Source organism: Mesorhizobium sp. P170090, assembly GCF_057786115.1.
The window spans coordinates 284,717-307,969 of sequence record NZ_JBYNWH010000001.1; the positions used below are offsets into that span (position 1 = coordinate 284,717).

General features: G+C 63.9%; 19 protein-coding genes. 9 read left to right on the top strand and 10 right to left on the bottom strand.

Annotated features, from left to right (window positions below; all coding sequences use genetic code 11):
- Positions 1 to 409: 409 nt before the first annotated feature.
- From AC3EML_RS01465 to AC3EML_RS01490, 6 genes are all read right to left on the bottom strand, one after another.
- Positions 410 to 826, bottom strand: a complete 417-nt coding sequence (locus AC3EML_RS01465; RefSeq protein ID WP_023712827.1) for a DOPA 4,5-dioxygenase family protein — start codon at positions 824 to 826, stop codon at positions 410 to 412.
- A gap of 348 nt (positions 827 to 1,174) precedes the next feature.
- Positions 1,175 to 1,333: a DUF3309 family protein gene (locus AC3EML_RS01470; RefSeq protein WP_023702789.1), complete on the bottom strand. Its 159-nt coding sequence runs from the start codon at positions 1,331 to 1,333 to the stop codon at positions 1,175 to 1,177.
- A 96-nt stretch (positions 1,334 to 1,429) separates the two neighbouring features.
- A complete protein-coding gene (locus AC3EML_RS01475; RefSeq protein ID WP_352520868.1) occupies positions 1,430 to 4,600 on the bottom strand; it encodes an efflux RND transporter permease subunit in 3,171 nt (1,056 codons plus the stop codon).
- Positions 4,601 to 4,665: 65 nt separating this feature from the next.
- Entirely contained in the window at positions 4,666 to 5,844 is a 1,179-nt protein-coding gene (locus tag AC3EML_RS01480) for an efflux RND transporter periplasmic adaptor subunit (protein WP_352520867.1), read from the bottom strand.
- Positions 5,845 to 6,364: 520 nt separating this feature from the next.
- On the bottom strand, positions 6,365 to 7,495 hold the full coding sequence (locus AC3EML_RS01485; RefSeq protein WP_023727617.1) for a patatin-like phospholipase family protein: 1,131 nt from the start codon (positions 7,493 to 7,495) through the stop codon (positions 6,365 to 6,367).
- 385 nt (positions 7,496 to 7,880) lie between these two features.
- Positions 7,881 to 8,969: a citrate synthase/methylcitrate synthase gene (locus AC3EML_RS01490; protein ID WP_352462210.1), complete on the bottom strand. Its 1,089-nt coding sequence runs from the start codon at positions 8,967 to 8,969 to the stop codon at positions 7,881 to 7,883.
- A gap of 93 nt (positions 8,970 to 9,062) precedes the next feature.
- Between AC3EML_RS01490 and AC3EML_RS01495 the strand changes: the two genes are divergently transcribed.
- On the top strand, positions 9,063 to 10,202 hold the full coding sequence (locus tag AC3EML_RS01495) for a citrate/2-methylcitrate synthase (protein WP_352520866.1): 1,140 nt from the start codon (positions 9,063 to 9,065) through the stop codon (positions 10,200 to 10,202).
- Here AC3EML_RS01495 and ftrA read toward each other — a convergent pair.
- A complete protein-coding gene (ftrA, locus tag AC3EML_RS01500; RefSeq protein WP_352520882.1) occupies positions 10,199 to 11,212 on the bottom strand; it encodes a transcriptional regulator FtrA in 1,014 nt (337 codons plus the stop codon). The two genes, AC3EML_RS01495 and ftrA, sit on opposite strands and share 4 nt — an antisense overlap.
- Before the next feature lie 68 nt (positions 11,213 to 11,280).
- Here ftrA and AC3EML_RS01505 point away from each other — a divergent pair, with 68 nt between their 5' ends.
- Positions 11,281 to 11,700: a rhodanese-like domain-containing protein gene (locus tag AC3EML_RS01505; protein ID WP_023702797.1), complete on the top strand. Its 420-nt coding sequence runs from the start codon at positions 11,281 to 11,283 to the stop codon at positions 11,698 to 11,700.
- A gap of 50 nt (positions 11,701 to 11,750) precedes the next feature.
- On the top strand, positions 11,751 to 12,206 hold the full coding sequence (locus AC3EML_RS01510) for a GNAT family N-acetyltransferase (RefSeq protein ID WP_031194243.1): 456 nt from the start codon (positions 11,751 to 11,753) through the stop codon (positions 12,204 to 12,206).
- A 45-nt stretch (positions 12,207 to 12,251) separates the two neighbouring features.
- On the opposite strand, the gene phaR is transcribed toward AC3EML_RS01510, so the two are convergent.
- Entirely contained in the window at positions 12,252 to 12,866 is a 615-nt protein-coding gene (phaR, locus tag AC3EML_RS01515; RefSeq protein WP_023685813.1) for a polyhydroxyalkanoate synthesis repressor PhaR, read from the bottom strand.
- A gap of 302 nt (positions 12,867 to 13,168) precedes the next feature.
- Here phaR and AC3EML_RS01520 point away from each other — a divergent pair, with 302 nt between their 5' ends.
- The 6 genes from AC3EML_RS01520 to AC3EML_RS01545 all read left to right on the top strand — a co-directional run bounded on the left by AC3EML_RS01520 (position 13,169) and on the right by AC3EML_RS01545 (position 21,549).
- A complete protein-coding gene (locus AC3EML_RS01520) occupies positions 13,169 to 14,353 on the top strand; it encodes an acetyl-CoA C-acetyltransferase (RefSeq protein WP_023673832.1) in 1,185 nt (394 codons plus the stop codon).
- Between the two features lie 129 nt (positions 14,354 to 14,482).
- The gene (phbB, locus tag AC3EML_RS01525; protein WP_023698448.1) at positions 14,483 to 15,208 is read left to right on the top strand and encodes an acetoacetyl-CoA reductase; all 726 of its coding nucleotides are present in this window, start codon (positions 14,483 to 14,485) and stop codon (positions 15,206 to 15,208) included.
- 694 nt (positions 15,209 to 15,902) lie between these two features.
- The gene (locus tag AC3EML_RS01530; protein ID WP_352520881.1) at positions 15,903 to 19,487 is read left to right on the top strand and encodes a helicase-related protein; all 3,585 of its coding nucleotides are present in this window, start codon (positions 15,903 to 15,905) and stop codon (positions 19,485 to 19,487) included.
- 75 nt (positions 19,488 to 19,562) lie between these two features.
- Positions 19,563 to 19,949, top strand: coding sequence for an RNA-binding S4 domain-containing protein (locus AC3EML_RS01535; RefSeq protein ID WP_023748301.1), 387 nt, complete (start codon positions 19,563 to 19,565; stop codon positions 19,947 to 19,949).
- Positions 19,950 to 20,202: 253 nt separating this feature from the next.
- Positions 20,203 to 20,541, top strand: coding sequence for a ferredoxin FdxA (fdxA, locus tag AC3EML_RS01540; protein WP_013529180.1), 339 nt, complete (start codon positions 20,203 to 20,205; stop codon positions 20,539 to 20,541).
- A 426-nt stretch (positions 20,542 to 20,967) separates the two neighbouring features.
- Positions 20,968 to 21,549 carry a CarD family transcriptional regulator gene (locus AC3EML_RS01545; RefSeq protein ID WP_023673664.1) on the top strand — a complete coding sequence of 194 codons (582 nt, stop codon included), beginning with the start codon at positions 20,968 to 20,970 and terminating at the stop codon, positions 21,547 to 21,549.
- Between the two features lie 195 nt (positions 21,550 to 21,744).
- Here the strand turns inward: AC3EML_RS01545 and AC3EML_RS01550 are convergent, their stop codons facing one another.
- Positions 21,745 to 22,512 carry an amino acid ABC transporter ATP-binding protein gene (locus AC3EML_RS01550; protein ID WP_352520865.1) on the bottom strand — a complete coding sequence of 256 codons (768 nt, stop codon included), beginning with the start codon at positions 22,510 to 22,512 and terminating at the stop codon, positions 21,745 to 21,747.
- Positions 22,509 to 23,189: an amino acid ABC transporter permease gene (locus AC3EML_RS01555; RefSeq protein WP_023693608.1), complete on the bottom strand. Its 681-nt coding sequence runs from the start codon at positions 23,187 to 23,189 to the stop codon at positions 22,509 to 22,511. The genes AC3EML_RS01550 and AC3EML_RS01555 overlap by 4 nt, the downstream gene beginning before the upstream one ends.
- Between the last annotated feature and the right edge of the window lie 64 nt (positions 23,190 to 23,253).

A 23,253-nucleotide genomic window follows, 5' to 3' on the forward strand; every position in this document is an offset into this window, starting at 1 on the left:
GCGATGTTCCGTAAGTGAGAGCATTTATCTCAGCCGAAACGAAGAGCTTCGTCAGGCACGCACCCAGTCACCAGTGAGTTGCCCTGTCCCTCGTGCGGAGCGCCAGTTGCTCCGTCCGAACGGGTGCGCCCGACCCTGCGGGAACGAGTGCCGGCTGCCTCCTCTATTGCAATCTTTGCCTATTCGGCGACCCCGCCTCGGCGTACCGGCGACCAAGGAGAACTCTCCCTTGCCATCAATTGACGGTCCGTCGCTCCAACGGCCCCGCGCTGGTTCGGCACCTTCAACGAAGCAATGATGAAGGCATAGGATACGGCTTGAGGGGCAAAGCGGCTTGTCATGCATGCCTGAGCTAGGCTACTGGCGAACGCGTCTCCAAGGCCAAGTCTCTACTTTGCAGAACGCCTCCCTACGCCCCCAGCGTCGGCTCCGTGTTCACCTCCAGCGCCTCTTCCGCTTCATCCTCTTCACCCAGCACCTCGCCATGAACCCCCAGCGGCCGCCCGATCCAGATCGGATCGACCAGATGGTCGCGCTTGGGGTTGGTGGTGTTGGGGTGGATGAGGATGCTCAGGCCGCCATGGTTCAGCATCAGCCAGGGGACGAGTGTGGCGAAAATCTCGGTGGCGAAGGAGACTTGGTACATGGCCTGTTCGTGCGGGCCGACCGGCTCGTCGCGCCAGTTGCCCAGGCGCACGCGGAAGCGTTCGCCGATGCGCAGGCGCAGCCATTCGGCGTGCTGCCGCTCGGCTTGCCCGTCATAGTAGATGTGGGCGTGATAGCTGGCGATCTCGGCGAGAGGCCTTGGCGGGCTGGCGGTGTTCACCTTGATGGCTCCCTCGGTGATTGTCGTGCGGGCAGCGTATACGCAAGGGTGCGGGGTGGCCAAGGGGGCACAGCGTGTGCTCGTCATCTCGATTTCGGGCCAATCGCATATGGCGCTCCCGCACTCCGTCTCGGCTTCGCCGAGCCACCTCTACCCCCACATTCGTGGGGGAGAGGAAATGCTAACCGCCGAGGTCGTGGCCTTGAAAAGCTTGGCATTTCCTCTCCCCCATGGACATGGGGAGAGGTGGCCGCCCAGCGGCCGGAGTGGGGGTTGGCACCGCCGTGTGCTTATTGCCAGCGCTTCATCGGGAGAGGAAACGCTGATCGCAGAGGTCTCCTGCCACGATCAAACCCTGCCCATCAGCACCAGGATCAGCAGCACCACAAGCACAACGCCGACTATTCCGGACGGCCCATAACCCCAGGAGCGCGAATGCGGCCAGGCCGGTACGGCGCCGATCAGGATCAGGATCAGAACTATGATGAGAATGGTGCTGACGGTCATAAGAGTCCCTCGCTTTGCTCTTCAGATGCGAGGGGACAATGCAAAAGGCCGCCCGGTTGTTCCGGACGGCCTTTTGTCTGCCTGGGGAAAGCTGGGCTATTCCGCGGCTTTGGGGAAGGCGATTGCCGGCTCGTCGAGCGGACCCGGTCTTGGCCCTGCGGGCGCACTCGGCTTCTTGTCGCGTCCGAACAGCCGGCGGAAAAAGGCGTAGAAGCGGCTGTTCTTGCTGCGCGTGAAGATCATCAGCATGGACGGCGTCACCACCAGCGTCAGCAGCGTGGCGAAGGACAGGCCGAAGACGATGGCCGAGGACAGCGAAATCCACCATTGCGTCGACGGCGCGTTGATCGTCGTCTCGTGATGGAAGATTTCAAGGCCGAGGCCAAAGGCGATCGGCAGCACGCCAAGGATGGCCGAGACCGCCGTCAGCACCACCGGACGGGCACGTTCGCGGCAGGTCTGCAGCACCGCCTCCATCTTGTCCCAGCCCTCTTCGCGCAGCCGGTCATAGGTGTCGATCAAGACGATGTTGTTGTTCACCACCACGCCGGCCAGCGCGATGACGCCGATGCCCGACATGACGATGCCGAAGGCTTCGCCGGTCAGCAGCAGCCCCAGGAACACACCGATCGTCGCCATGACCACGCAGGACAGCACCAGAAGCACGCTGGTGAACTTGTTGAACTGCATCAGCAGCACCAGGAAGATCAGGAAGATCGCCGCGCCGAAGGCCTTGCCGAGGAAGGCGCTGGCTTCGGCGCTGTCCTCGTTCGACCCCGCCAGCTTCCAGCGTATGCCGCTGTCGAGCTTCATGTCGGTGACCGCCTTGGTCACCTCCGCCTGCACCGCCGCAACCTGGTTACCGGCGGCGACGTTGGCCTGGACGACCACTGTGCGGGCGCCGTCGATGCGGTTGAGGATGCCGACGGTCGGCTCCGGCTTGCGCACGACGAAGTTCGAGATCGGCACCGAGCCTTGCGCGGTCTGCACCCGGAGCTCGTCGAGCGTCGATAGCGTGCGCCGGTCTTCGGGCAGGCGCAGGCGGATATCGACGGCATCGTCGGCGCCGGCCGGCCGGTACTCGGACAGCTTCAACCCATTGGTCACCAATTGCACCACGGTGCCGACGGCGGTCGGGCTGATGCCGTACTGCGCCGCCTTGGCGCGGTCGACCTCGAGCGCCCAGTCCACGCCGGGCGGCGGCAGGCCGTCGGAAACGTCGATGACACCGGGCACCTTGGCGATGCGCGCCGCGACCGCACGGGCCTGGTCGTCGAGCCCTTTGGGATCGATGGCCGAAAGCCGGAGCTGCACCGCCTTGCCCGTGGGAGGACCGGCCTCCGGCACGCGCACCTCGACATCGACGCCGGGAATGCCGGCCATGACGGTGCGCAGCTCATCCAGGATATGGTTCGCCGATTTGCGCTCGCGCCAGTCGATGAACTCATACTGGATGACGCCGACGACATCTTCCGGCACGTCCTGGCCGCCGCCTTGCGTCTTGCCGACGCGGGTGTAGACCGATTTGACGCCGGGCCAGCCGAGCAGCCGGTTTTCGGCGATCCTGGTCGCCGTATCCATTTCGGCCAGCGAGAGATTGCCGCGGGCATGCACATAGAGCAGGCCGTAATCGGGCTCGACGCTGGGGAAGAACTCGACGCCGGCGCCATACTTCGAATAGGCGAAGCCGACGCCGGTGAGCAGCACGGCTGTGAGCACCAGCACAGTGATGGGGAAGCGCACCGCCTGCTTGACCAGCGCCATGTACCAGCCGTCGCGATTGTGTTCCTCGTGATGCTCCGGCGCCTTGGCGAAAAGCGCGCCCAGCGTCGGCGCGAACACCAGCGCATAAAGCATCGAGGCCGACAGCGTGACGATCAGCGTGATCGGCATGTATTTCATGAAGTCGCCGATGATGCCGGGCCAGAACAGCAGCGGCGAAAACGCCGCGATGCGGGTCATGGTCGCGGCGATGACCGGACCGGCCATGCGCTTGGCGGCCAGCGTGAAGGCTTCCGCCTTCGGCATGCCTTCGCCCATGCGCCGTTCGGCAAATTCGGTGACGATGATGGCGTCGTCGACCAGCATGCCGACCGCCAGGATAAGGCTGAACAGCACGATCATGTTGATCGTGTAGCCCATCATCGCAAGCAGCAGGATGCCGATCAGGAAGGATGACGGAATGGCAAGCCCGATCAGCAGCGAGGCGCGGCCCGACAGCGCATAGAGGATGACGATGAACACCAGGATGACGGCGATCATCACGTGGTTCTGCAGGTCGCCCAGCAGCTGGTTGACGAAGACAGACTTGTCCTGCGTGTAGGTGATGTTCATGCCTTCCGGCATCGTCTTGACGTAGGCGTCGGACACTTCCCGCACCTTGGCCAGCGTGTCGATCAGGTTGGCGCCGATGCGCTTCTTGACTTCGATGGCGATGGCCGGCTTGCCGTTGAGGCGAGTGATGGTCTCGGCGTCGGCGAAGGTCGAACGCACCGTGGCGATGTCCTTCGCCTGCACGACGGCATTGGGGCCGGCGACCACCGGCAAGGACGCGACATCCTCGGGTGTCTCGATCAGCGACGGCACCTTGACCGCGTATTTGCCTTCCGAACCCTCGATATTGCCGGCGGCGACCAGGCTGTTGGAAGCGCCGACCGCGCCGATCAACTGGTCGAGCTGCAGGCCGTAGGAGGACAGCTTCATCGGGTCGATGACGACCTCGACGAGATCGTCGCGCGCGCCTTGTATGGTGCCCTCAAGAACGCCCGGGACTTCCTCGATGCGGTCGCGCAGTTCGCGCGCCGCCGCCGTAAGCACACGCTCGGGCACATCGCCGGACAGCGTGACGACCAGGACGGGAAACTCGGAAATGTTGACCTCGGTAACAACCGGTTCTTCTGCCGCTTGGGGAAGGTCAGCCTTCGCGTCCTGAACCTTCGAGCGTGTATCAGTCACCGCGGTGTCGACTTTTATAGACGGCAGAAACTCAAGGAAGACAAAGGCACCGCCCTGATAGGCGGATGATTTCATCTCCTTTAACCCCTTGAGACTCTTAAGCTTTGCCTCCAGAGGCCTAAGCAGAAGTCTTTCAGCGTCTTCGGGCGCGATGCCTTGATAGGCAACATTTATATAAACATAAGGGGTAGGAACGTCGGGTTCCGCTTCCTTCGGTGTCGACTGATAGGCGACCCAGCCCGCCAGCAGCAGGAAGACCAGCACCGCAATGGTCAGCCGGGCATTGTTGATCGCGAGTTTGACGATATCCATGGCCTGTTCTCAAGATTTCAGGAGCCGCATGGCGGCCGGTTGTCCCCGCCCGGGGCCACCCGGCGCTACTGCGTTGTCGCTTCGCCCAACAGTTTCTGGATGGTCGCCTGGTCGGCCTCGACCGGCTTGACGACGTCCCCTTCCTTGACGAGTTCCTGGCCGGCGACGATGACGCGGGCATCGGCGGGAATGCCGCCAAGCACCAGGCCCTTCGGCGAGTCATCGACCAGGTCGATCGGGAAGAACACCACCTTGTTGTCCTTGTCGACGGCGCGGATGCCGAGGTCTCCCTTGTCGCCCAGCGTCACCACGGAGCGCGGCAACATGACGGCGTCGGTCGGCTGCGCGCTGAGCGCAATCTCTGCCGTCATGCCGGCCGGCACCGAGCCGTCGGCATTGGGGACGGCGATCTCGACGCGGAAGGTGCGCGTCGCCGACGAGGCGTCGCGGCTGATGTAGCGCACGGTGCCTTCGACGGTCTGGCCGCTGACCAGCCGCACAGCAGCCTTGTCGCCGAGCTTGAGATAGCCGAGGTCGCGTTCGCTGACTTCACCGCGCGCAATCACCGGATCGAGCTTGAGGATGGTTGCCACCTCGCCGCCCTGCATGACGGAACTGCCGAGCTCCACCGGCACCCGGTCGATGACGCCGTCGAAGGGCGCCTTGACCAGATTGCGGTCGAGTTCGGCCTGCGCCGTTTCCAGCTGCGACTGCGCAGCGGTCAGGTTCGAACGCGCCGTGTCGAGCTGCAGCTTGGGCAGATTGCCGGTCTTCATGAGCCGAAGCGACGCTTCGAGTTCAGCCTGGCGCTGCACGACGAGCTGCTTGGCATTGTCGACCATCGAGATCTTTTCTTCCGCCGCAAGCATCAGCACCAGATCGCCGGTCTTGACGTGATCGCCCTGCTTGACCGGCAGCTTTTCGATGACGCCGGCGACACGCGTCGCCAGCACGGCGCGCTTGTCGGCCTCGGTCAGCCCGGAAATGCGGATGGCGCGGGCATAGGTCTTGCGCGGCGGCGTCACCACAGCGACGGTCCGCAGCGGCGCCTTCGGTTCGGCCTCGGCCGCCTTGGCTGCATCCGGCGCCTTGGCCTGATCGCCCGGCTTGGCCTGATCGCCTGCCTTGCCAGCACCTTCGACAGCGGCGCTGCCGACCGACGAGAACGCGCCTGTTCCCATCCAGGCGGCGAAGCCGATGAGCACGACAATAGCGGCAAGCTTGTGAAACCTGATCTTCGGCATCATTGTTTTTCCACTGCGGGGTTCGGCCAAGTCGTTATCCAACAGGAGTCCGTCGTCTAACAGCTACCGTGTCTTCCAACTCGGGCGCGTCGCCGATATGGGTGCGCGCCAGGCCGTGTTCAATTTGCCGTGAACGGCGAAGCCGCGCTTCTACATCAAAGTTGCATCGCAATACAGTCGAAAAGTTGCAGGAACATTGTGCCAGGCGATGTAGTGTGGCCAACGAGAAACGGTTTTGTCGGCGCCCCGTCATTCGACGGAACCGCAGCCCCGGCGCCGCACGGATGCTGGAGCCGACTTGTTTTCAAGGCGTTACGAGCGCTGACATCACCCTGTGCCCCCACTAGTTTTTGACGCTCAAATGTGGGCGCGACCTGCGTAGCCACTCAGTGAATGGCAGCAGGCGTCAGTATGATTTTGTATACCGTCACACGCAACGGTTGTTCCGGGACGGAAAGTCATCGGCGCTACTCCGATTTGCCGAACACTTCGCTGATCGTCTTGATCGATCCGGGCGGACTCAGGCCCGCCGGCGTTCCGCCTCCGGCTTCTTGCGGGCGGCGAGGAATTCCTTCACCCGCCGTCCCGGTGCCGGCCCGCGCACCGGTTTGAAGCCGTCATCGAGTTCGCCGGAAAGATCGAGCGTCGGCCGCTTGCCGACGGCGTCGTAATTCTCCTCCAGCCAGTCGCTCGCCGCTATGCGGCCAAGGTCGCGCAAATAGGTCAAAAAAGCCCATTCGGCGTTGACCTTAGACGACGCCGACAGATCCTTGAACGCCTCGTCGGCATCGATGCGGTGCATGCGGATGTCGCGGTATTCGCCAGGCGGCAGCCGGCCGGCGGCGATCAGTTCCTTGACGAAGGCGATCGAGCGGAATTCGTTCAGCAGCCCGGCATTGAAGGTGATCTCGTCGATGCGGTTCTGGATTTCGTTGGCGCTTTTCGGCGTGCCTTCGCGCACCACCGGATTGATCTGCACCAAAAGCACATCCTCCGTCGCCGCCGTCTTGAAGAACGGAAACAGCGCCGGATTGCCGCCATAGCCGCCATCCCAATAGGGCACGCCCTTGATCTCGACGGCGCGGAACAATTGCGGCAGGCAGGCCGAGGCCATCACCGTGTCGAGGTCGATCTCGCCGTCGGAAAAGACGCGCAGCTGGCCGGTCTCGACATTGGTCGCCGAAATGAACAGCTCCATCGACTTGCAGGCGTGAACATTTTTGAAATCGATCTCCTGCTCGACCACGTCGCGCAGCGGGTTCAAGCCCAGCGGATTGGCGACATAGGGCGAAAACACTCGGGACATGGTGTCGAAGAAGAAATAGCCGGGCGTGTTCTCGATCGACCAGTTGCCCCAGGCGACGTCCCACGGCATGCGCTGCACCGGGCTGAAGCGGCCCTTGGCCGCCACCGCGCGCCAGAAGTCGTCGAGCTTTTGCCGTGCACCCTCGACGCCGCCGCGCACAAAACCATCGGCCAGCGCCACCGCATTCATCGCGCCGGCGCTGGTGCCGGACACGGCTGAAATGTCGAGCCTGCCATCCTCCAGCAGCCGGTCGAGTACACCCCAGGAGAAAGCCCCGTGCGAGCCGCCGCCCTGCAGCGCAATGTTGATCTTCTTCGTTTCCTCCGCCTTGCCGTTTTTGGTCATGGCGTTCCTGTTCAGTTTGGTCGCTGCTGCCTCATTCCGCCCGGAAATCGGGCGGGTTCGACGGCAGCGGACTTATATTGCAGTGCAGCATATAAGGGATGACCAAGGCAAGAACACGAACACGGTCGCGTGATCACATGAAATTTTGGTCATGGGGAATGGTCCTCCACGCCCAGGTCTTCGCCCTACGAATACCCCCACCCTTGATCCCTCCCCACAAGGGGGAGGGAGACTTGGTAGACGCTGATCTCAGCAAACCACCGACGTTTCGGCGGCGCGCGCCAGCTGCCCTCCCCTTGTGGGGGTCCGAAGGACGGGCGAGATTCGTGGCTCGCCCCGGCAAGCTAGGGTGGGGTCCTCTTCGCAACAATCTGAACTTGGAACCTCAGGCCACGAGGTCCGGCACCGGCCCGACATAGCGCGACTGTGGACGGATCAGCCGCCCCGTCGTCTGCTGTTCGCGCGCATGCGCGATCCAGCCGGCGACACGTCCGGCGGCAAAGACATTGCTGAACGCCTGTGGCGGAAAGCCAGCCGCCTCAAGCACAAGCGCTGTGTAAAACTCGACATTGGTCTGCAGCGAGCGCTGCGGCTTGGCGATCCGCAGCACTTCGAGCGCCGTGTGCTCGACCTTCTCGGCGAAGGCCAGGCGGCGGCCGGCTTCGCCCTCGCTGCCGAGCTGCCGCACGACGGCTTTCAGTACATCGGCGCGCGGATCGCGCACGCGGTAGATACGATGGCCGAAACCCATGATGCGCTCGCCATGCGCGACCTTCTCGCGCAGCCAACCGGCCGCGTCGCCATGCGCCTGGATTGCATCGAGCATCTCGATCACCGGGCCGGGCGCGCCGCCGTGCAGCGGCCCCTTGAGCGCGCCGAGCCCAGCCAGCACCGACGATGTCAGCCCGGCCAGCGTCGATGCGACGACGCGGGTGGCGAAGGTCGAGGCGTTGAGGCCGTGATCGCAGACGGTCACCAGATAGGTGTCGAGTGCCCTTGCCAGCGCCGGCGACGGGACGGATCCCTCGAGCATCCTCAGCATGTCGGCGGCATGATCGGCCTTCGCGTCAGGTGCGATCGGCTGCTCGCCACGCGCCAGGCGCAGCAGAGCCGGCGTCAGCACGGCGGGCGCCGCGATCAGCCGCAAGGCGTCCGTCGGTGTCTCGCCATCCGGCAGCAGCGCCATGCCGGCGCGCATGGCGCCATAGATCTCAATCGGTGCGAGCAGCGGCAGCGAGGGTGCAAGCCGCTCGAACAGCTCGACGCGAGCCTTGCCCAGCCTCGCTGCCAGTTCGGCATCGCCGGGAAGGCCGTCGAAGAAGCCGTCGAGCAACAGGCGAACCACTTGCGCATAGCGCCAGCGTCCCGCCAATTCCGGCAGCGAATGACCGCGGATCGTCAGGCGGCCGCCAAGGCCATCGACATCGGAGAGCACGGTCTCCGCCGCCACCACATCATCGAGCCCGTTCGCCATATCTCATCTCCTTGCAGCTTTTCTGCATGGGAGATAAGGGTTAGGCTGCGCCTCGATCAATCTTGATCAATATAATCAATGTATGGGCTGAAAATGTCCGAATGGCTGTCGCGGGAAGAGGCGCTGGAAAGGCTCAAGGTCCGGCCGCAGACGCTCTACGCCTATGTCAGCCGTGGCCGCATCGGCATGCGGCCGGATGAGAGCGACCCGCGCCGCAGCCAGTACCGCGCCGACGACATCGCCGCACTGGCGACCCGCCGGGCGCGCGGCCGCAGTCCGTCGGCCATCGCCGAAAGTGCGATTGCCTGGGGCGAACCCTCGATTGTCACCGCGATTTCGACTGTGCTGCACGGTCGACTGATCTATCGAGGGCAAGACGCCGTTGCGCTCTCCAAAGCGGCGACGCTGGAGGAAACCGCTGCTGTGCTCTGGGCCTCGCCTGAACCGGTGGCTTTCAAAGCTCCGTCATCTGAAGCGCCTCATCCAGTCGGCCGCGCCTCGGCCTTTGCGCAGCTTGCCATGCTTGCAGGCCACGGGCGGCCTTCGCTAGGACGCAGCGCCGCCTCGCTGTGCACCGAGGCCGCGCGCACAGTCGGAGCGCTGGCGCAGTCGCTGGGCGCCGAAACCGGCACAGCGCCCGTCCATAAGCGCCTGGCGCAGGGCTGGTCGGTGGATGATGCCGGCGCGGAAGCGATCCGCTGCGCCCTCGTCCTGCTCGCCGATCATGAACTCAACGCATCGACCTTCGCCGCCCGCGTCGCAGCGTCCACAGGCGCCTCGCCTGCCGCATGCCTGCTGGCCGGCCTGGCAACGCTGTCCGGTCCGCGCCACGGTGGCGCCGGCGAAGCGGCGATGCAACTGGCTGAAGATGCAGCAGCCCACGGCGCGGATGCGGCGATCCGGCGCTGGCTCGGCCATGATCGGCCCTTGCCGGCGTTCGGCCATCCGCTCTATCCCGACGGCGATCCCCGTGCCACCGCACTTCTGGAAGTCATCCCTGTCGACGAGACGCTGCAACAGCTGCAAAAAGGCGCCATGGCGGCGGCCGGTGCCCAGCCCAACATCGACTTCGCCCTGGCCGCACTAACGCGCGGCCTTGGCTTGCCGCGCGATGCACCGTTCAGTTTGTTCGCGCTTGGACGCAGTGTCGGCTGGGCCGCGCATATGGTCGAACAGATCATTAGCGGCAGCATCATCAGGCCGCGTGGCCGCTATGAGGGGCGCGTGACTTAAGCCGACCTGGCCGTGTTCCCGAACCGCGCACGGTACGCGACGGGCGTCGTGGCGAACTGCTGACGAAAATGATGCCGCAGCGTGCCTGCCGCGCCAAAGCCGGCGGTCTCGGCAATCCGTTCGATCGGCATGGCGGTGTCTTCCAGCAGCGTGCGCGCCCGCGAAAGCCGTTCCGACAGCAGCCAGCGCGCCGGCGTGACGCCGGTCGCGGCCGCGAACCGGCGCAGGAACGTCCGCTCGCTCATCCCGGCAAGCTCGGCCAAGATGGCGACGGGATAGTCGGCAGAAATATCGGCGCGCATCCTGTCGATCAACGGTCCAAGCCGGCTGCGCTCATGTGGCTCGGGTACGGAACTCTCGACATACTGCGCCTGGCCGCCGTCGCGATGCGGCGGCACGACCAGACGGCGCGCCACCATGTTTGCAGCCTTGGTGCCGAAGTCGCGCCGAACCAGATGCAGGCAAAGATCGATGCCCGCTGCACTGCCTGCCGATGTCAGCACATTGCCCTCATCGATGTACAAAACGTCCGGAATCACGGTGATGTCGGGGTACATCTCCGTCAGCTTCTCGCTGTAGCGCCAATGCGTGGTCGCTCTTTTGCCCGCCAGCAGGCCGGCGGCGGCAAGCACGAACACGCCCGAACAGATCGAAAGAATGCGAGAGCCGCGCTCGTGTGCCTTTCGAAGCGCCTCGATCAGCGCCGGCGGCACCGGAGCCTCCGTTCCGCGCCATCCCGGTACGATCACCGTGCCGGCCTGGCCGATCAGATCGATCCCGCCGTCGGCAACAATACGCACGCCGCCCAGCGCGCGCATTTCACCGGTATCAATACCGGCAACCGCAAAACGGTACCAATCCTCACCCATTTCCGGCCGGGGCAAGGCGAAGATCTCAACCGCCACGCCAAACTCGAACGTGCACAGCCCGTCATAGGCAACGGCAACGACAAGAGGGTTGGCAGGGCGCGGATTCGCAGAGGATGGCATGATCTTGACGATATATGGCAAAGCTGCCAGCTGCAATCGCCCTGCTTCCTGTCTTATCTCTCCGTCGCATCAGCAATGGAGATACGAGGATGAGCCACGTGACAGACATTCCGGCGGCATCGCCGGATATCGCCCGCGACCATTTTCTGCGCCGGCTTTCCGTCGAGACCGACTGTTCCGACGTCGCCGCCGCACTGCGTGCCGGAGAGCCGGACTTTGTTCTCCTGCATGTGGTCGGTTCGCCGGAAGCCTATGGACGCCGCCATGTGCCGGGCGCGCTGCATCTGCCCCACCGCGAAATATCGGCCGGGCGGATGGTGCAATGGCCCGAAAGGACGCTGTTCGTCGTCTATTGCGCGGGACCGCATTGCAATGGCGCGGATCAGGCGGCCTTCAAGCTGGCCAGCCTCGGTCGTCCCGTGAAGATCATGATCGGCGGCATAACCGGTTGGCAGGACGAGGACCTTCCTTTCGCTTCAGGCAAGGAGCCCGGTGTCTTGCACGCGTGAGGCCACGCGATATGGTCGGCCTTGAAGACTGAGCAAGCATGCAGAAGGCGATGGTTAGAATTCGTCCATTCGAGCGCCAGGATGTCGGTGCGGTGCTCGCCCTCATGCGGGCGCTAGCTGTCTTCGAGGGTTATGACGACAAGCTTCGCGTCACCGAAGCGAACCTCATCGAGCACGGGCTGGGGCCATCGCCCCGGTTCGGCGTGTTGGTGGCGGAGCGAGAGGGCGTGATCGTCGGCATCGCCGTCCACTACCTCATCCCCTGGACCTACGACCTGAAGCCGGTTGTCTGGCTGAAGGAACTCTACGTCACTGAAGCGACGCGCGGCATGGGGGTCGGCCATGCGCTTGTTGAACAGCTTCGCCAACACGCTTTGAGCATTGGCGCCTCCGCCATCAAATGGACGGTGCTGAAATCCAACTCGCCGGCCAAAGCCTTCTACCGCTCGCTCGACGGCCAGCCCGACGATATCTGGGAACCGTGGCAGCTGAAAATCGACCCGTGACAGCCGCCTCGACCAACTGAGGGCGGTCGACCATGCGGCGGTCGCTTACGACATGGTGTCGAGCTTGCGCTGCATGGCGGCGATCTGTTGCTTCAGTTCCTGAAGGTCGTCGCCGCTCTTTTCCGGGACGTCCTTGCGGGCCGGCTCGGGTGCAGCCGCGGCCGCAGCATTTGTGGCGGCGGTCGGGAAGGGCGTGAACAGGCGCATCGCGTTCTGGAACATTTCCATGTTGCGGCGTGTCTGCTCTTCCAGCGCCTTGATCGGCGTGGCGATCTTCATCACATCCAGCGGCGACTTGCCGATCGCGCCCTTCATCTGCTCGCGGAACCGCTCCTGTTCCTTGGAGAAGGCCATCATCGACTGTTCGAGGAAGCTCGGCACGATCTGCTGCATCTGGTCGCCATAGAAAGCGATCAGCTGGCGCAGGAACGGGATCGGCAGCATGTTCTGCCCATCCTTGTTCTCCAGTTCGAAGATGATCTGCGTCAGCACCGGATGGGTAATGTCGTCACCGGTCTTGGCGTCCTGGACGGTGAACTCCTCGCCCTTCTTGACCATCTCGGCCAGATCCTCGAGCGTGACATAGGTGCTGGTGCCGGTGTTGTAGAGCCGGCGATTGGCATATTTCTTGATAATGATAGGGTCGTCTTTCGCGGCCATCAGCATCCTCCCGGGACACCGGCGCGCCTGAGTAAGCCGCCGGTAACGATTGCGCCATTTTTAAGGATATGCGCAAAAGCTCTATAATTCCAAGCGCTTTGTGCAGTGCGGCATCATTTATTGCTGCATGGCGGGCTAATTATGCTGCGCAGCAAAGGTTGGGCGATCCCGCCGGCCGCCCGCGCCCTGCTTGCGGCGCTTGGCCGGCATGCCCATTTCCGGTTTGACTTGGGGTGTGGAACGGGCAAGAAAAGTCCCAACAAGCCCCCAAGAACACGACACCTCGAAGTCTGGAGAGAAAAATGTCCGCTTCCAATTCAATCGTCGTTGCCAGCGCCGCACGCACGGCTGTCGGCTCTTTCAACGGCGCCTTCGCCGCCACCCCGGCGCATGAACTTGGCGCCGTCGTCATCAGGGAGCTTTTGGCGCGCGCCGGCGTCGAGCCGGGCGAAGTCGACGAGGTCATTCTCGGCCAGGTGCTGACCGCCGCGCAGGGCCAGAACCCCGCCCGCCAGGCGTCGATCAATGCCGGCCTGCCCAAGGAGACGACCGCCTGGGGCCTCAACCAGGTTTGCGGCTCGGGCCTGCGCGCCATCGCGCTCGGCATGCAGCAGATCGCCGCCGGCGACGCCACGGTGATCATCGCCGGCGGCCAGGAATCGATGTCGCTGTCGCCGCACGCCGAGCACCTGCGCGCCGGCGTCAAGATGGGCGACTACAAGATGATCGACACCATGATCAAGGACGGGTTGTGGGACGCCTTCAACGGCTACCACATGGGCAACACCGCCGAGAACGTCGCCCGCCAGTTCCAGATCACCCGCGACGACCAGGACCAGTTTGCGCTGGCCTCGCAAAACAAGGCCGAGGCCGCGCAGAAGGCCGGCAAGTTCAAGGACGAGATCGTCGCCTTCACGATCAAGGGCAGGAAGGGCGACACTGTCGTCGACCAGGACGAGTACATCCGCCACGGCGCCACCATCGACGCCATGTCCAAGCTGAAGCCGGCTTTCGACAAGGACGGCACCGTGACCGCCGCCAACGCGTCGGGCATCAATGACGGCGCCGCCGGCGCGCTGCTGATGAGCGAGGCTGAAGCCACAAGGCGCGGCATCACCCCGCTGGTGCGCATCGCCTCATGGGCGACGGCCGGCGTCGATCCGGCGATCATGGGCACCGGACCTATTCCCGCCTCGAAGCGGGCGCTCGAGAAGGCCGGCTGGTCGGTCAAGGACCTCGACCTTGTCGAGGCCAATGAAGCCTTCGCCGCGCAGGCCTGCGCCGTCAACAAGGGCATGGGCTGGGATACGTCGATCGTCAACGTCAATGGCGGCGCCATCGCCATCGGCCATCCGATCGGCGCGTCGGGCGCCCGCGTCTTCAACACGCTGGTTTTCGAGATGCGCCGCCGCGGCGCCAAGAAGGGCCTTGCCACGCTGTGCATCGGCGGCGGCATGGGCGTCGCTCTGTGCGTGGAAGCGCTGTGAACGAGAAGTGAGTAGTGAATAGGGAGTAGTGAATGGGGAAGAAGGAGCAGCGCGGCGGGATATCGATCCCTACTCGCTACTCCCTACTCCCTATTCCCTTCTTCCGACCAAAGGGAGGAAGAACTTTCAATGACCAAAGTAGCGCTCGTCACCGGTGGATCGCGCGGCATCGGCGCCGCCATATCGATCGGCCTGAAGAATGCCGGTTACACCGTTGCAGCCAACTATGCCGGCAATGACGAGGCAGCGGGGAAGTTCAGCGCACAAACCGGCATCAAGGCCTACAAATGGTCGGTCGCCGACTACGACGCCTGTGCCGCCGGAATCAAACAGGTCGAGGCCGATCTCGGCCCGGTCTCGGTGCTGGTCAACAATGCCGGCATTACCCGCGACGCCATGTTCCACAAACTGACGCGCGAGCAGTGGAAGGAAGTCATCGACACCAATCTGTCTGGGGTCTTCAACATGACGCATCCGCTGTGGGGCGGCATGCGCGACCGCAAATTCGGCCGCGTCATCACCATTTCCTCCATCAACGGCCAGAAAGGCCAGGCCGGCCAGGTCAACTATTCCGCCGCAAAGGCCGGCGACATCGGCTTCTCGAAGGCGCTGGCGCAGGAGGGCGCGCGCGCGGGCATCACAGTCAATGTCATCTGCCCCGGCTACATCGCCACCGAGATGGTCAAGGCGATCGACGAGAAGGTGCTGAATGAACGCATCATCCCGCAGATTCCGGTCGGCCGCCTCGGCGAACCGGAAGAGATCGCGCGTTGCGTCGTCTTCCTCGCTTCCGAAGACGCCGGCTTCATCACCGGTTCGACCATCACAGCCAATGGCGGCCAGTATTTCGCCTGAACGACAGCATTTCGCCCGGTAGGACGGGCCGGCTTATGGCCCGTTTTTTCATCGCCGGCCGGCGATGTTCCCGGGCTGCGCGCTAGACATTGACCCGTTCCGGCACGCAAAGATTAACGATTTCCAGGCGCCCTGTGCAAAACCCGGTTCGCAAGCTGTGAATTCTCGGTGGACAAGCTGTGGATAACACAACATGTTGGGGTGAACAAACCAGGAAAATCCCGCCATCGCTGATTCATAGCCGATTCGTTCCGGCTTTGAGCGCAACGTTAACGACCAAGGCCGAAAATCACCGGCAAATGGTTAAGGCCGATTAAGAAAATTCAACAATTTCATAATGTTGGCCGAGGCGTATCGGATCACGACGATGCTCCGCCGGCAAAGGTTAACGCCAATGGTCGCCTTGCAGGAATCGGGCCAGTTTCCGCGATTCAGCATATGGTGAGACTCAGGCTCGCAAAATCCACATGTAGCCGTGAACAAAAGCTGAATCTACCGGAGTCACTGATTCGTCGCCGATTCGTTCCAGACTCGTTCCAACTGTTAATTGAGACCTCAAAGACGAACCGTGGGATTGCCGGCCGGAACATTCCGCTTTCGCTTCGCGCCTGAAATCCCTATGTGTCGCCTGTCATACGCGCCACGCGAGGCGCGCTCCCGACAACACGATGCAGAAAGCCTCATCTCCAGGCCGATGAACATCCAGCCGAAACACACCGAGCCGCTGATCCTGTCGGGCCGCGACGTGACTGCCGTGCTGGGTCCGACCAACACCGGCAAGACCCATCTCGCCATCGAGCGCATGGTGGCGCATGAGAGCGGCATTATCGGCCTGCCGCTCCGCCTTCTGGCGCGCGAGGTCTATGCCCGCGTCTGCGAAAAGGTCGGCGCCCACAAGGTGGCGCTCATCACCGGCGAGGAAAAAATCCAGCCGCCCGGCGCGAAATATTCGGTCTGCACCGTCGAAGCCATGCCGCGCGAGACCGACGTTGCCTTCGTCGCCATCGACGAGGTGCAGCTCGCCGGCGACCTCGAGCGCGGCCACATCTTCACCGACCGTATCCTGCACCTACGCGGCCGCCAGGAAACGCTGCTGCTCGGCGCGGCCACCATGCATGGCATCCTGCAAAAGCTGCTGAGAGGCGTCTCGGTGGTGACGCGCCCTCGCCTGTCGCACCTGGCCTATGCCGGTTCGAAGAAATTGACCCGCCTGCCGCGGCGTACGGCCATCGTCGCCTTCTCCGCCGACGAGGTCTATGCCATCGCTGAGCTGATCCGCCGCCAGCAAGGAGGAGCGGCGGTCGTGCTCGGCGCGCTGTCGCCCCGCACCCGCAATGCCCAGGTGGCAATGTTCCAGGCAGGCGACGTCGACTATCTCGTCGCCACCGACGCCATCGGCATGGGGCTCAACCTTGATCTCGATCATGTCGCCTTCGCCCAGAACCGCAAATTCGACGGCTATCAGTACCGCAATCTCACGGCGGCCGAGCTCGGCCAGATCGCCGGCCGCGCCGGCCGCCATCTGCGCGACGGCACCTTCGGCGTCACCGGCCAGGTCGATCCGCTGGACGAGGAGTTGGTCAAGCGCATCGAGGGGCACGAGTTCGATCCGGTGAAGGTGCTGCAATGGCGCACCGCGCATTTCGACTTCGCCAGCCTCGACGCGCTGAAGCGCTCGATCGAAACCAACGCGCCGGTCGAAGGCCTGACGCGGGCGCTGCCGGCGGTCGATGCCCAGGCGCTCGAACATCTCTCCCGCGACGAGGACATCCGCGCGCTGGCTACCAATGCCAAGCGCGTCGCGCTGCTGTGGGAAGCCTGCGCGTTGCCGGACTACCGCAAGATCGCGCCGGCCCAGCACTCCGACCTGATCGCTTCTATCTACACCGACCTCGCCCAACACGGCCATGTCGACGAGAACTACATGGCCGAGCAGGTGCGCCGCGCCGATACGACCGAGGGGGACATCGACACGCTGTCGCACCGCATTGCGCAGATCCGCACCTGGACATTCGTGTCCAACCGGCCGGGCTGGCTGGCCGATCAGGCACACTGGCGGGAAAAGACGCGCGAAATCGAAGACAGATTGTCGGATGCGCTGCATGAGCGGTTGACGAAACGGTTTGTAGACCGCAGGACTTCCGTCCTCATGCGGCGCCTTAGAGAAAATACAATGCCTGAAGCCGAAATCAGTCCTACCGGAACCGTCCTTGTCGAAGGCCATCATGTCGGCGAGTTGCAAGGGTTCCGCTTCACCGCCGATCAGAGCGCCGGCGGCGAAGACGCCAAGGCCGTGCGTACGGCAGCGCAAAAAGCGCTGGCCGCCGAGTTCGAGGCACGTGCCGAACGCTTCGGCGCCTGCGCCAATGGCGACCTTGCGCTCGGCTCCGACGGCACGCTGCGCTGGATCGGCGCGCCGATCGGCACGCTGGTTGCCGGCGAGGACGCGCTGAAGCCGCGCCTGGTGCTTTTGGCCGACGAGCAGTTGACCGGTCCCGCCCGCGACAAGGTCGCCGCGCGCGCCGAGCGCTTCGTCAATTTCCAGATCGAATCCTTGCTGAAGCCGCTGGTCGACTTGAAGAATGCCGAGCAGATCGCCGGCATCGGCCGTGGCATCGCCTTCCAGCTCGTCGAGCATTTCGGCCTCATCAACCGCCGCGACATCGCCGAGGAAATGAAGTCGCTCGACCAGGAGGGTCGCGCCGCCTTGCGCCGGCTCGGTGTGCGCTTCGGCGCCTACCACGTCTTCGTGCCGGCGCTGATCAAGCCGGCGCCCGCCGGACTGATCACGCTTTTGTGGGCGCTGAAGAACGACGGCAAGGACAAGCCCGGCTTTGGCGACGTGGTGCACGCGCTGGCCTCCGGCCGCACCTCGGTGGTCATCGATCCGGCTTTCGACAAGAGCTTCTACAAGCTCGCCGGCTACCGCAATCTCGGCCGCCGCGCCGTGCGCATCGACATTCTGGAACGGCTGGCCGACCTGATCCGGCCTGCGACCAACTGGAAGCCCGGTCTGGGACAGCGCCCGGACGGCGCCTATGACGGCCAGTCCTTCATGGTGACGCCGCCGATGATGTCCATCCTCGGCGCAACCGCCGACGACATGGAAGAGATCCTGAAAGGCCTTGGCTACCGCGCCGAGCCGAAGCCGCCGGCAGAGGTCAAGGCGCGGCTGGAAGCACAGGACAACGCGGCGCGGGAAGCGGCTGCCGCCAAGCTGGCTGCGGACGCGGCTGCAAAAGCTGAACAGGCCAAGGCGACGGAAGCCGCTGCAAGCGAAGCCGTCGCTGAAGCGCCGGCCGTTGGATCGGAGCCGGATGCGGTTGCCGCCGCTGAGCCTGCGGCTGAGCAGCCCGTCGCCGAAGCCGCAGCGGAGGCTGTTGCTGCGGACGCTCAGCCGGGCGCGCCTCCCGAGGGTTCGGAGCCAACTGCGGCCGTTGAAGCCACCGCCGAAGCTCCAGCCATCGCGGAAGCAACGGCAGAGCCCGTCGCGGAAGAACAGGTCGAAGCTCCCCAAGTCGAAGCCCCCATAGAAATCACGGAAGAAGCTCCGGCTGTTGCGGAAGCTGACGACACCGTCCCCGAAAGCGCCGACGCCACCGTCGCCGAAAACGCCGACGCCCTTACCTCCCCCTCGATGGGGGAGGTCGCGGCGCGAAGCGACGCGGGTGGGGGTGACAGCGTTGACGAAGCAGGTGCAGACACAGCAGACACTTCAGGCGCAACCGCCGACGCCGACGCTGCCCCCACCCCGGCGCTGCGCGCCGACCCTCCCCACGAGGGGGAGGGTGGAAGCGCTGAGCCTGTCCCCGAGGCCGAAGCGCCAAAGCCCATCTTGCTGTGGCGGCAGGGTCGTTTCGAGCAGCGCCCGCGCCATCGGCAAGACAACCGCAGAGACAATCGCCCGCGTAACGGCCAGGCTAGCCGCGCCGATGCGCCGGCCGACGCTGCCGGCGGACAGCCGGCACCGGGCGAACGGCCGGCCTATCAGGGCCGGCGCGACCAGCGCGACGGTGCCGCCAAGCCACGCTTCGACCGTTCGAAGTTCAAGCCCAAGCCGCAGGCCGAGGGCGAACAGCGCCGCGACGGCAAGCCGCAAGGCGAGCGTCCGCGCGAGGGCCGGCCTGACTGGAAAGGCGGCAGGCCGGAAGGCAAAGGCGGACCGCAAGGCGCCAAGCCGGCTTTCCAGGCCAAGCCACGCGAAGAACGCCCGGCGCGCTTCGATCCGGACTCGCCCTTCGCCAAGCTCGCCGCCTTGCGCGACCAGCTGAAGAAGTAGGCTCTGAGCATGATCCCGAAAAGTGGAACCGGTTTTCGGACAAGATCATGCTCCAACAAGAGATAACTCGCTGCGATGGTTGCTGAAGGTCGTCAGCGCATCGACAAGTGGCTGTTCTTTTCGCGCGCGATAAAATCGCGCTCGCTGGCGGCCAAGCTGGTCGTCGCCGGACGCGTCCGCATCAACAGCGACAAAGCAGCGCAGGCCTCCGATCTGGTCAAGCCTGGCGACGTTTTGACCATTACGCACGAGCGCCGCATCTTCGTTTGGAAGGTGCTTGGCACCGGCGTGCGTCGCGGTCCGGCCGAGGAAGCGCGCACGCTCTACGAGGACATGTCCCCGCCGCCGGTCCCAAAAGGCGAGGCTGTTGCCGATGCCATTCCGGCGCTGCGCGACGCCGGCAGCGGCCGGCCGACCAAGAAAGAGCGCAGGCAAACCGACCGGCTGTTCGGCGAAGACTGAAGCCTTGGCCGTCTGCGCCATGCCGGCGGTCTGGAATTTCATTCCGGACACGCGGGCCCCGCCTGCAACGGCTGCCCTTGCAAGCGGCAGGCAAAGGCGTTACCTCACCAAAAAAGCCGCCGCATCGGCCCGAAAATCGGAAATCGATTTTTCGGAAGGCACGATGCGCAGATTCAAAGTGTTAGAGCGTACTTTATGCGTCCAATTGGACGCACGTCGCTCTAGCAAGAACGGGACGTCCCGGAGCCGACCAATGACCTATGTCGTGACCGACAACTGCATCAAATGCAAGTACATGGACTGCATCGAGGTCTGTCCGGTCGACTGCTTTTACGAGGGCGAGAACATGCTTGTCATACATCCCGACGAGTGCATCGACTGCGGCGTCTGCGAACCGGAATGCCCGGCCGATGCAATCAAGCCCGACACCGAGCCGGGCCTTGACAAATGGCTGCAGGTCAACACCGAATACGCCGAGAAATGGCCCAACATCACCGCCAAGAAGGAGCCTCCGGCAGATGCCAAGAGCTTCGACGGCGAGGCCGGCAAGTTCGAGAAATATTTCTCCGCCGAGCCCGGCGAAGGCGACTGAGCGCATGACCCTGGAATCGGAATCGATTTCGGAAAGGGTGATGCGCAAAGCAAAAAAGTGCGGCCTATTGGATCGTCATAACGCTGCGTAACGCGCATCATACATTAACTGCCTTGACAGGCGGCGATGTCGCTCGACCTTCGCGTTTGCAGCAAAACCTTGATTCTTCCGACTTTTTGTGCTACACCAGTTGAAACATGCCGGTGACACAACGTCGATTTATGGCGCAAGCGCCCCAAATCACTGAAAGGTGAAATCCCCAATCGGACCAGAGCGATCTGGGCCAGGCAGTCGCTATGTATGCGGTTTGCCGGTCCCGGCTTTTTCCGATGGGTTCATCTGTTGTGCGGCTAACGATCGGTGTCCCCGGTCGCATGCGTTCGGACCGGCAGGCCGCCGGTGCCACAACAAGGAGTTCAGGGCGTAATGGCAACGATCACCCCGCAGAAGAAGTCCACCTCGGCACGCCACGGTTTCAAGACCGGCGAGTACATCGTCTATCCGGCGCACGGCGTCGGCCAGATCGTCTCGATCGACGAGCAGGAAGTTGCGGGCCACAAGCTGGAACTGTTCGTCATCGACTTCCAGAAGGACAAGATGCGCCTGAAGGTTCCGGTCGCCAAGGCGACCTCCATCGGCATGCGCAAGCTGTCGGAAGAGGATTATGTCGAGCGCGCGCTGAAGGTCGTCCAGGGCCGCGCCCGCGTCAAGCGCACCATGTGGTCTCGCCGTGCGCAGGAATATGATGCCAAGATCAATTCGGGCGACCTGATCTCGATCTCGGAAGTCGTGCGCGACCTCTACCGTGCCGACAACCAGCCGGAACAGTCCTATTCCGAGCGTCAGCTCTATGAGGCGGCACTCGACCGCATGGCGCGCGAGATCGCGGCAGTCAACCGCATGTCGGAAACCGAAGCCGTGCGCCTGATCGAGGTCAACCTCAACAAGGGCCCGAAGCGCGGCGCCAAGGCCGACAATGAGGAAGCCGAGCAGGAAGAAGCTGCCTGATCGCTTTCACCGTCGAATTCATGAAAAACCCGGCCTTGTGCCGGGTTTTTGTTTTTACCCCCTTGTGGGGTTCCAAGGACGGGCGGGACCCGTGGCTCGCCCAGGCAGGTGGCTGCGAAGCAGCGAGGATGGGGACGACACCAGACCGCACCCGGACCTTCCGTCCGACCTCTTCACAAGGGGAACGTAGAAGGCTCAGCCGCCGGCTTCCTTCTCCGCCTCCTGCTTCAGCGTCGCAATAAAACGCTTGGTCCGTTCACGCTCCGGGTTGGAGAACACCACGGCGGACGGCCCCTTCTCGACGATGACGCCGGCGTCGAGGAACACCACCTCCTGCGCAATCTTGGAGGCAAGGCGAAGGTCGTGCGTGGCCATCACCATGGTCGTGCCTTCGCTGGCGAGTTTTCCCAGCACGTCGACCACTTCCTGCGCCAGTTCCGGATCGAGCGCCGAGGTCGGCTCGTCGCAAAGCAGCACTTTCGGCGACGGCGCCAGGGCGCGGGCGATCGCCACACGCTGCTGCTGGCCGCCCGACAGCGTTGCCGGCCAATCGTCCGCCTTGTGCGCCATGCCGACCTTCTCGAGCAGCGCCAGTGCCCGCTCGCGCGCCTTTGCCGTCGGCCATTTCAGCACCGTCACCAAGCCTTCCATGACGTTCTCGATCGCGGTGCGATGCGGGAACAGCTGGAAGTTCTGGAACACCATGCCGGTCTGCAGCCGCAGGCGCTGGATGTCGCGGCTGGGGATCTTGATGCCGGGACGGGATTCCAGCGTCTCGTCGCCGATGCGCACCATGCCCGAGGTCGGGATCTCCAACAGGTTGATGCAGCGCAGCAGTGTGCTCTTGCCGCCGCCGGAGGGGCCGACGAGCGCGGTGACGCTGCCTTCGGCAATGGTGACCGTCACGCCCTTCAGCACCAGATTGTCGCCGAAGCGCTTTTCGATGTCGGTGAGGCCGATCATGAGCGCGCCTCCAGGAAGCCGCCATAGCGGTTGAGCCGCTCCTCCAGCCGCGTCTGCAAGGCCGAAAGCACCGAGCTCATCGCCAGATAAAGGATCGCCGCCTCGACATAGAGGATCAGCGGTTCATAGGTGGTGGCGACGATGCGCTGCGCCGCCTGGAACATCTCCGGCACAGTGATGGCGGCGGCCAGCGACGTATCCTTGACCAGCGAGATGAAGGTGTTGGACAGCGGCGGCACGGCGACGCGGCCGGCTTGCGGCAGGATGGTGCGCCGCATCGCCTGGCTCCAGGTCATGCCGATCGAATAGGCCGCCTCCCACTGGCCCTTCGGCACCGAGCCGATCACGGCGCGGATAATTTCCGAACTGTAGGCGCCTATGTTGAGGGTGAAGCCAATCAGCGCCGCCGGAAAAGCGTCCAGCAATATGCCGACCGAAGGCAGGCCGTAAAAGATCAGGAACAGCTGCACCAGAAGCGGCGTGCCGCGGAAGATCCAGACATAGAAGCGGACCACGGCAACCAGAGGCTTGGGACCGAACAGCCGCACCAGGGCGACAACCAGGCCGACGAACAGGCCGAGTGCGAACGACAGCAATGTCAGCGGTACGGTGAAGATCAACGCCGCCCACAGCAGTGTCGGCAACGAGTCCAGCATCAGGTGTAGCCAGTGCGGCACGAACGGCTCCTCCCCCACAGACCGCCGCGGTGACGGCAGTGCGATTGTGTGCTTCTCATATCAT

Coding starts and splice junctions, on each gene's coding strand:
- AC3EML_RS01470 (WP_023702789.1), bottom strand. CDS start 1,333: ATGACCGTCAGCACCATTCTCATCATAGTTCTGATCCTGATCCTGATC.
- AC3EML_RS01475 (WP_352520868.1), bottom strand. CDS start 4,600: ATGGATATCGTCAAACTCGCGATCAACAATGCCCGGCTGACCATTGCG.
- AC3EML_RS01480 (WP_352520867.1), bottom strand. CDS start 5,844: ATGCCGAAGATCAGGTTTCACAAGCTTGCCGCTATTGTCGTGCTCATC.
- AC3EML_RS01485 (WP_023727617.1), bottom strand. CDS start 7,495: ATGACCAAAAACGGCAAGGCGGAGGAAACGAAGAAGATCAACATTGCG.
- AC3EML_RS01490 (WP_352462210.1), bottom strand. CDS start 8,969: ATGGCGAACGGGCTCGATGATGTGGTGGCGGCGGAGACCGTGCTCTCC.
- AC3EML_RS01495 (WP_352520866.1), top strand. CDS start 9,063: ATGTCCGAATGGCTGTCGCGGGAAGAGGCGCTGGAAAGGCTCAAGGTC.
- AC3EML_RS01505 (WP_023702797.1), top strand. CDS start 11,281: ATGAGCCACGTGACAGACATTCCGGCGGCATCGCCGGATATCGCCCGC.
- AC3EML_RS01510 (WP_031194243.1), top strand. CDS start 11,751: ATGGTTAGAATTCGTCCATTCGAGCGCCAGGATGTCGGTGCGGTGCTC.
- phaR (WP_023685813.1), bottom strand. CDS start 12,866: ATGGCCGCGAAAGACGACCCTATCATTATCAAGAAATATGCCAATCGC.
- AC3EML_RS01520 (WP_023673832.1), top strand. CDS start 13,169: ATGTCCGCTTCCAATTCAATCGTCGTTGCCAGCGCCGCACGCACGGCT.
- phbB (WP_023698448.1), top strand. CDS start 14,483: ATGACCAAAGTAGCGCTCGTCACCGGTGGATCGCGCGGCATCGGCGCC.
- AC3EML_RS01530 (WP_352520881.1), top strand. CDS start 15,903: ATGAACATCCAGCCGAAACACACCGAGCCGCTGATCCTGTCGGGCCGC.
- AC3EML_RS01535 (WP_023748301.1), top strand. CDS start 19,563: ATGGTTGCTGAAGGTCGTCAGCGCATCGACAAGTGGCTGTTCTTTTCG.
- fdxA (WP_013529180.1), top strand. CDS start 20,203: ATGACCTATGTCGTGACCGACAACTGCATCAAATGCAAGTACATGGAC.
- AC3EML_RS01545 (WP_023673664.1), top strand. CDS start 20,968: ATGGCAACGATCACCCCGCAGAAGAAGTCCACCTCGGCACGCCACGGT.
- AC3EML_RS01550 (WP_352520865.1), bottom strand. CDS start 22,512: ATGATCGGCCTCACCGACATCGAAAAGCGCTTCGGCGACAATCTGGTG.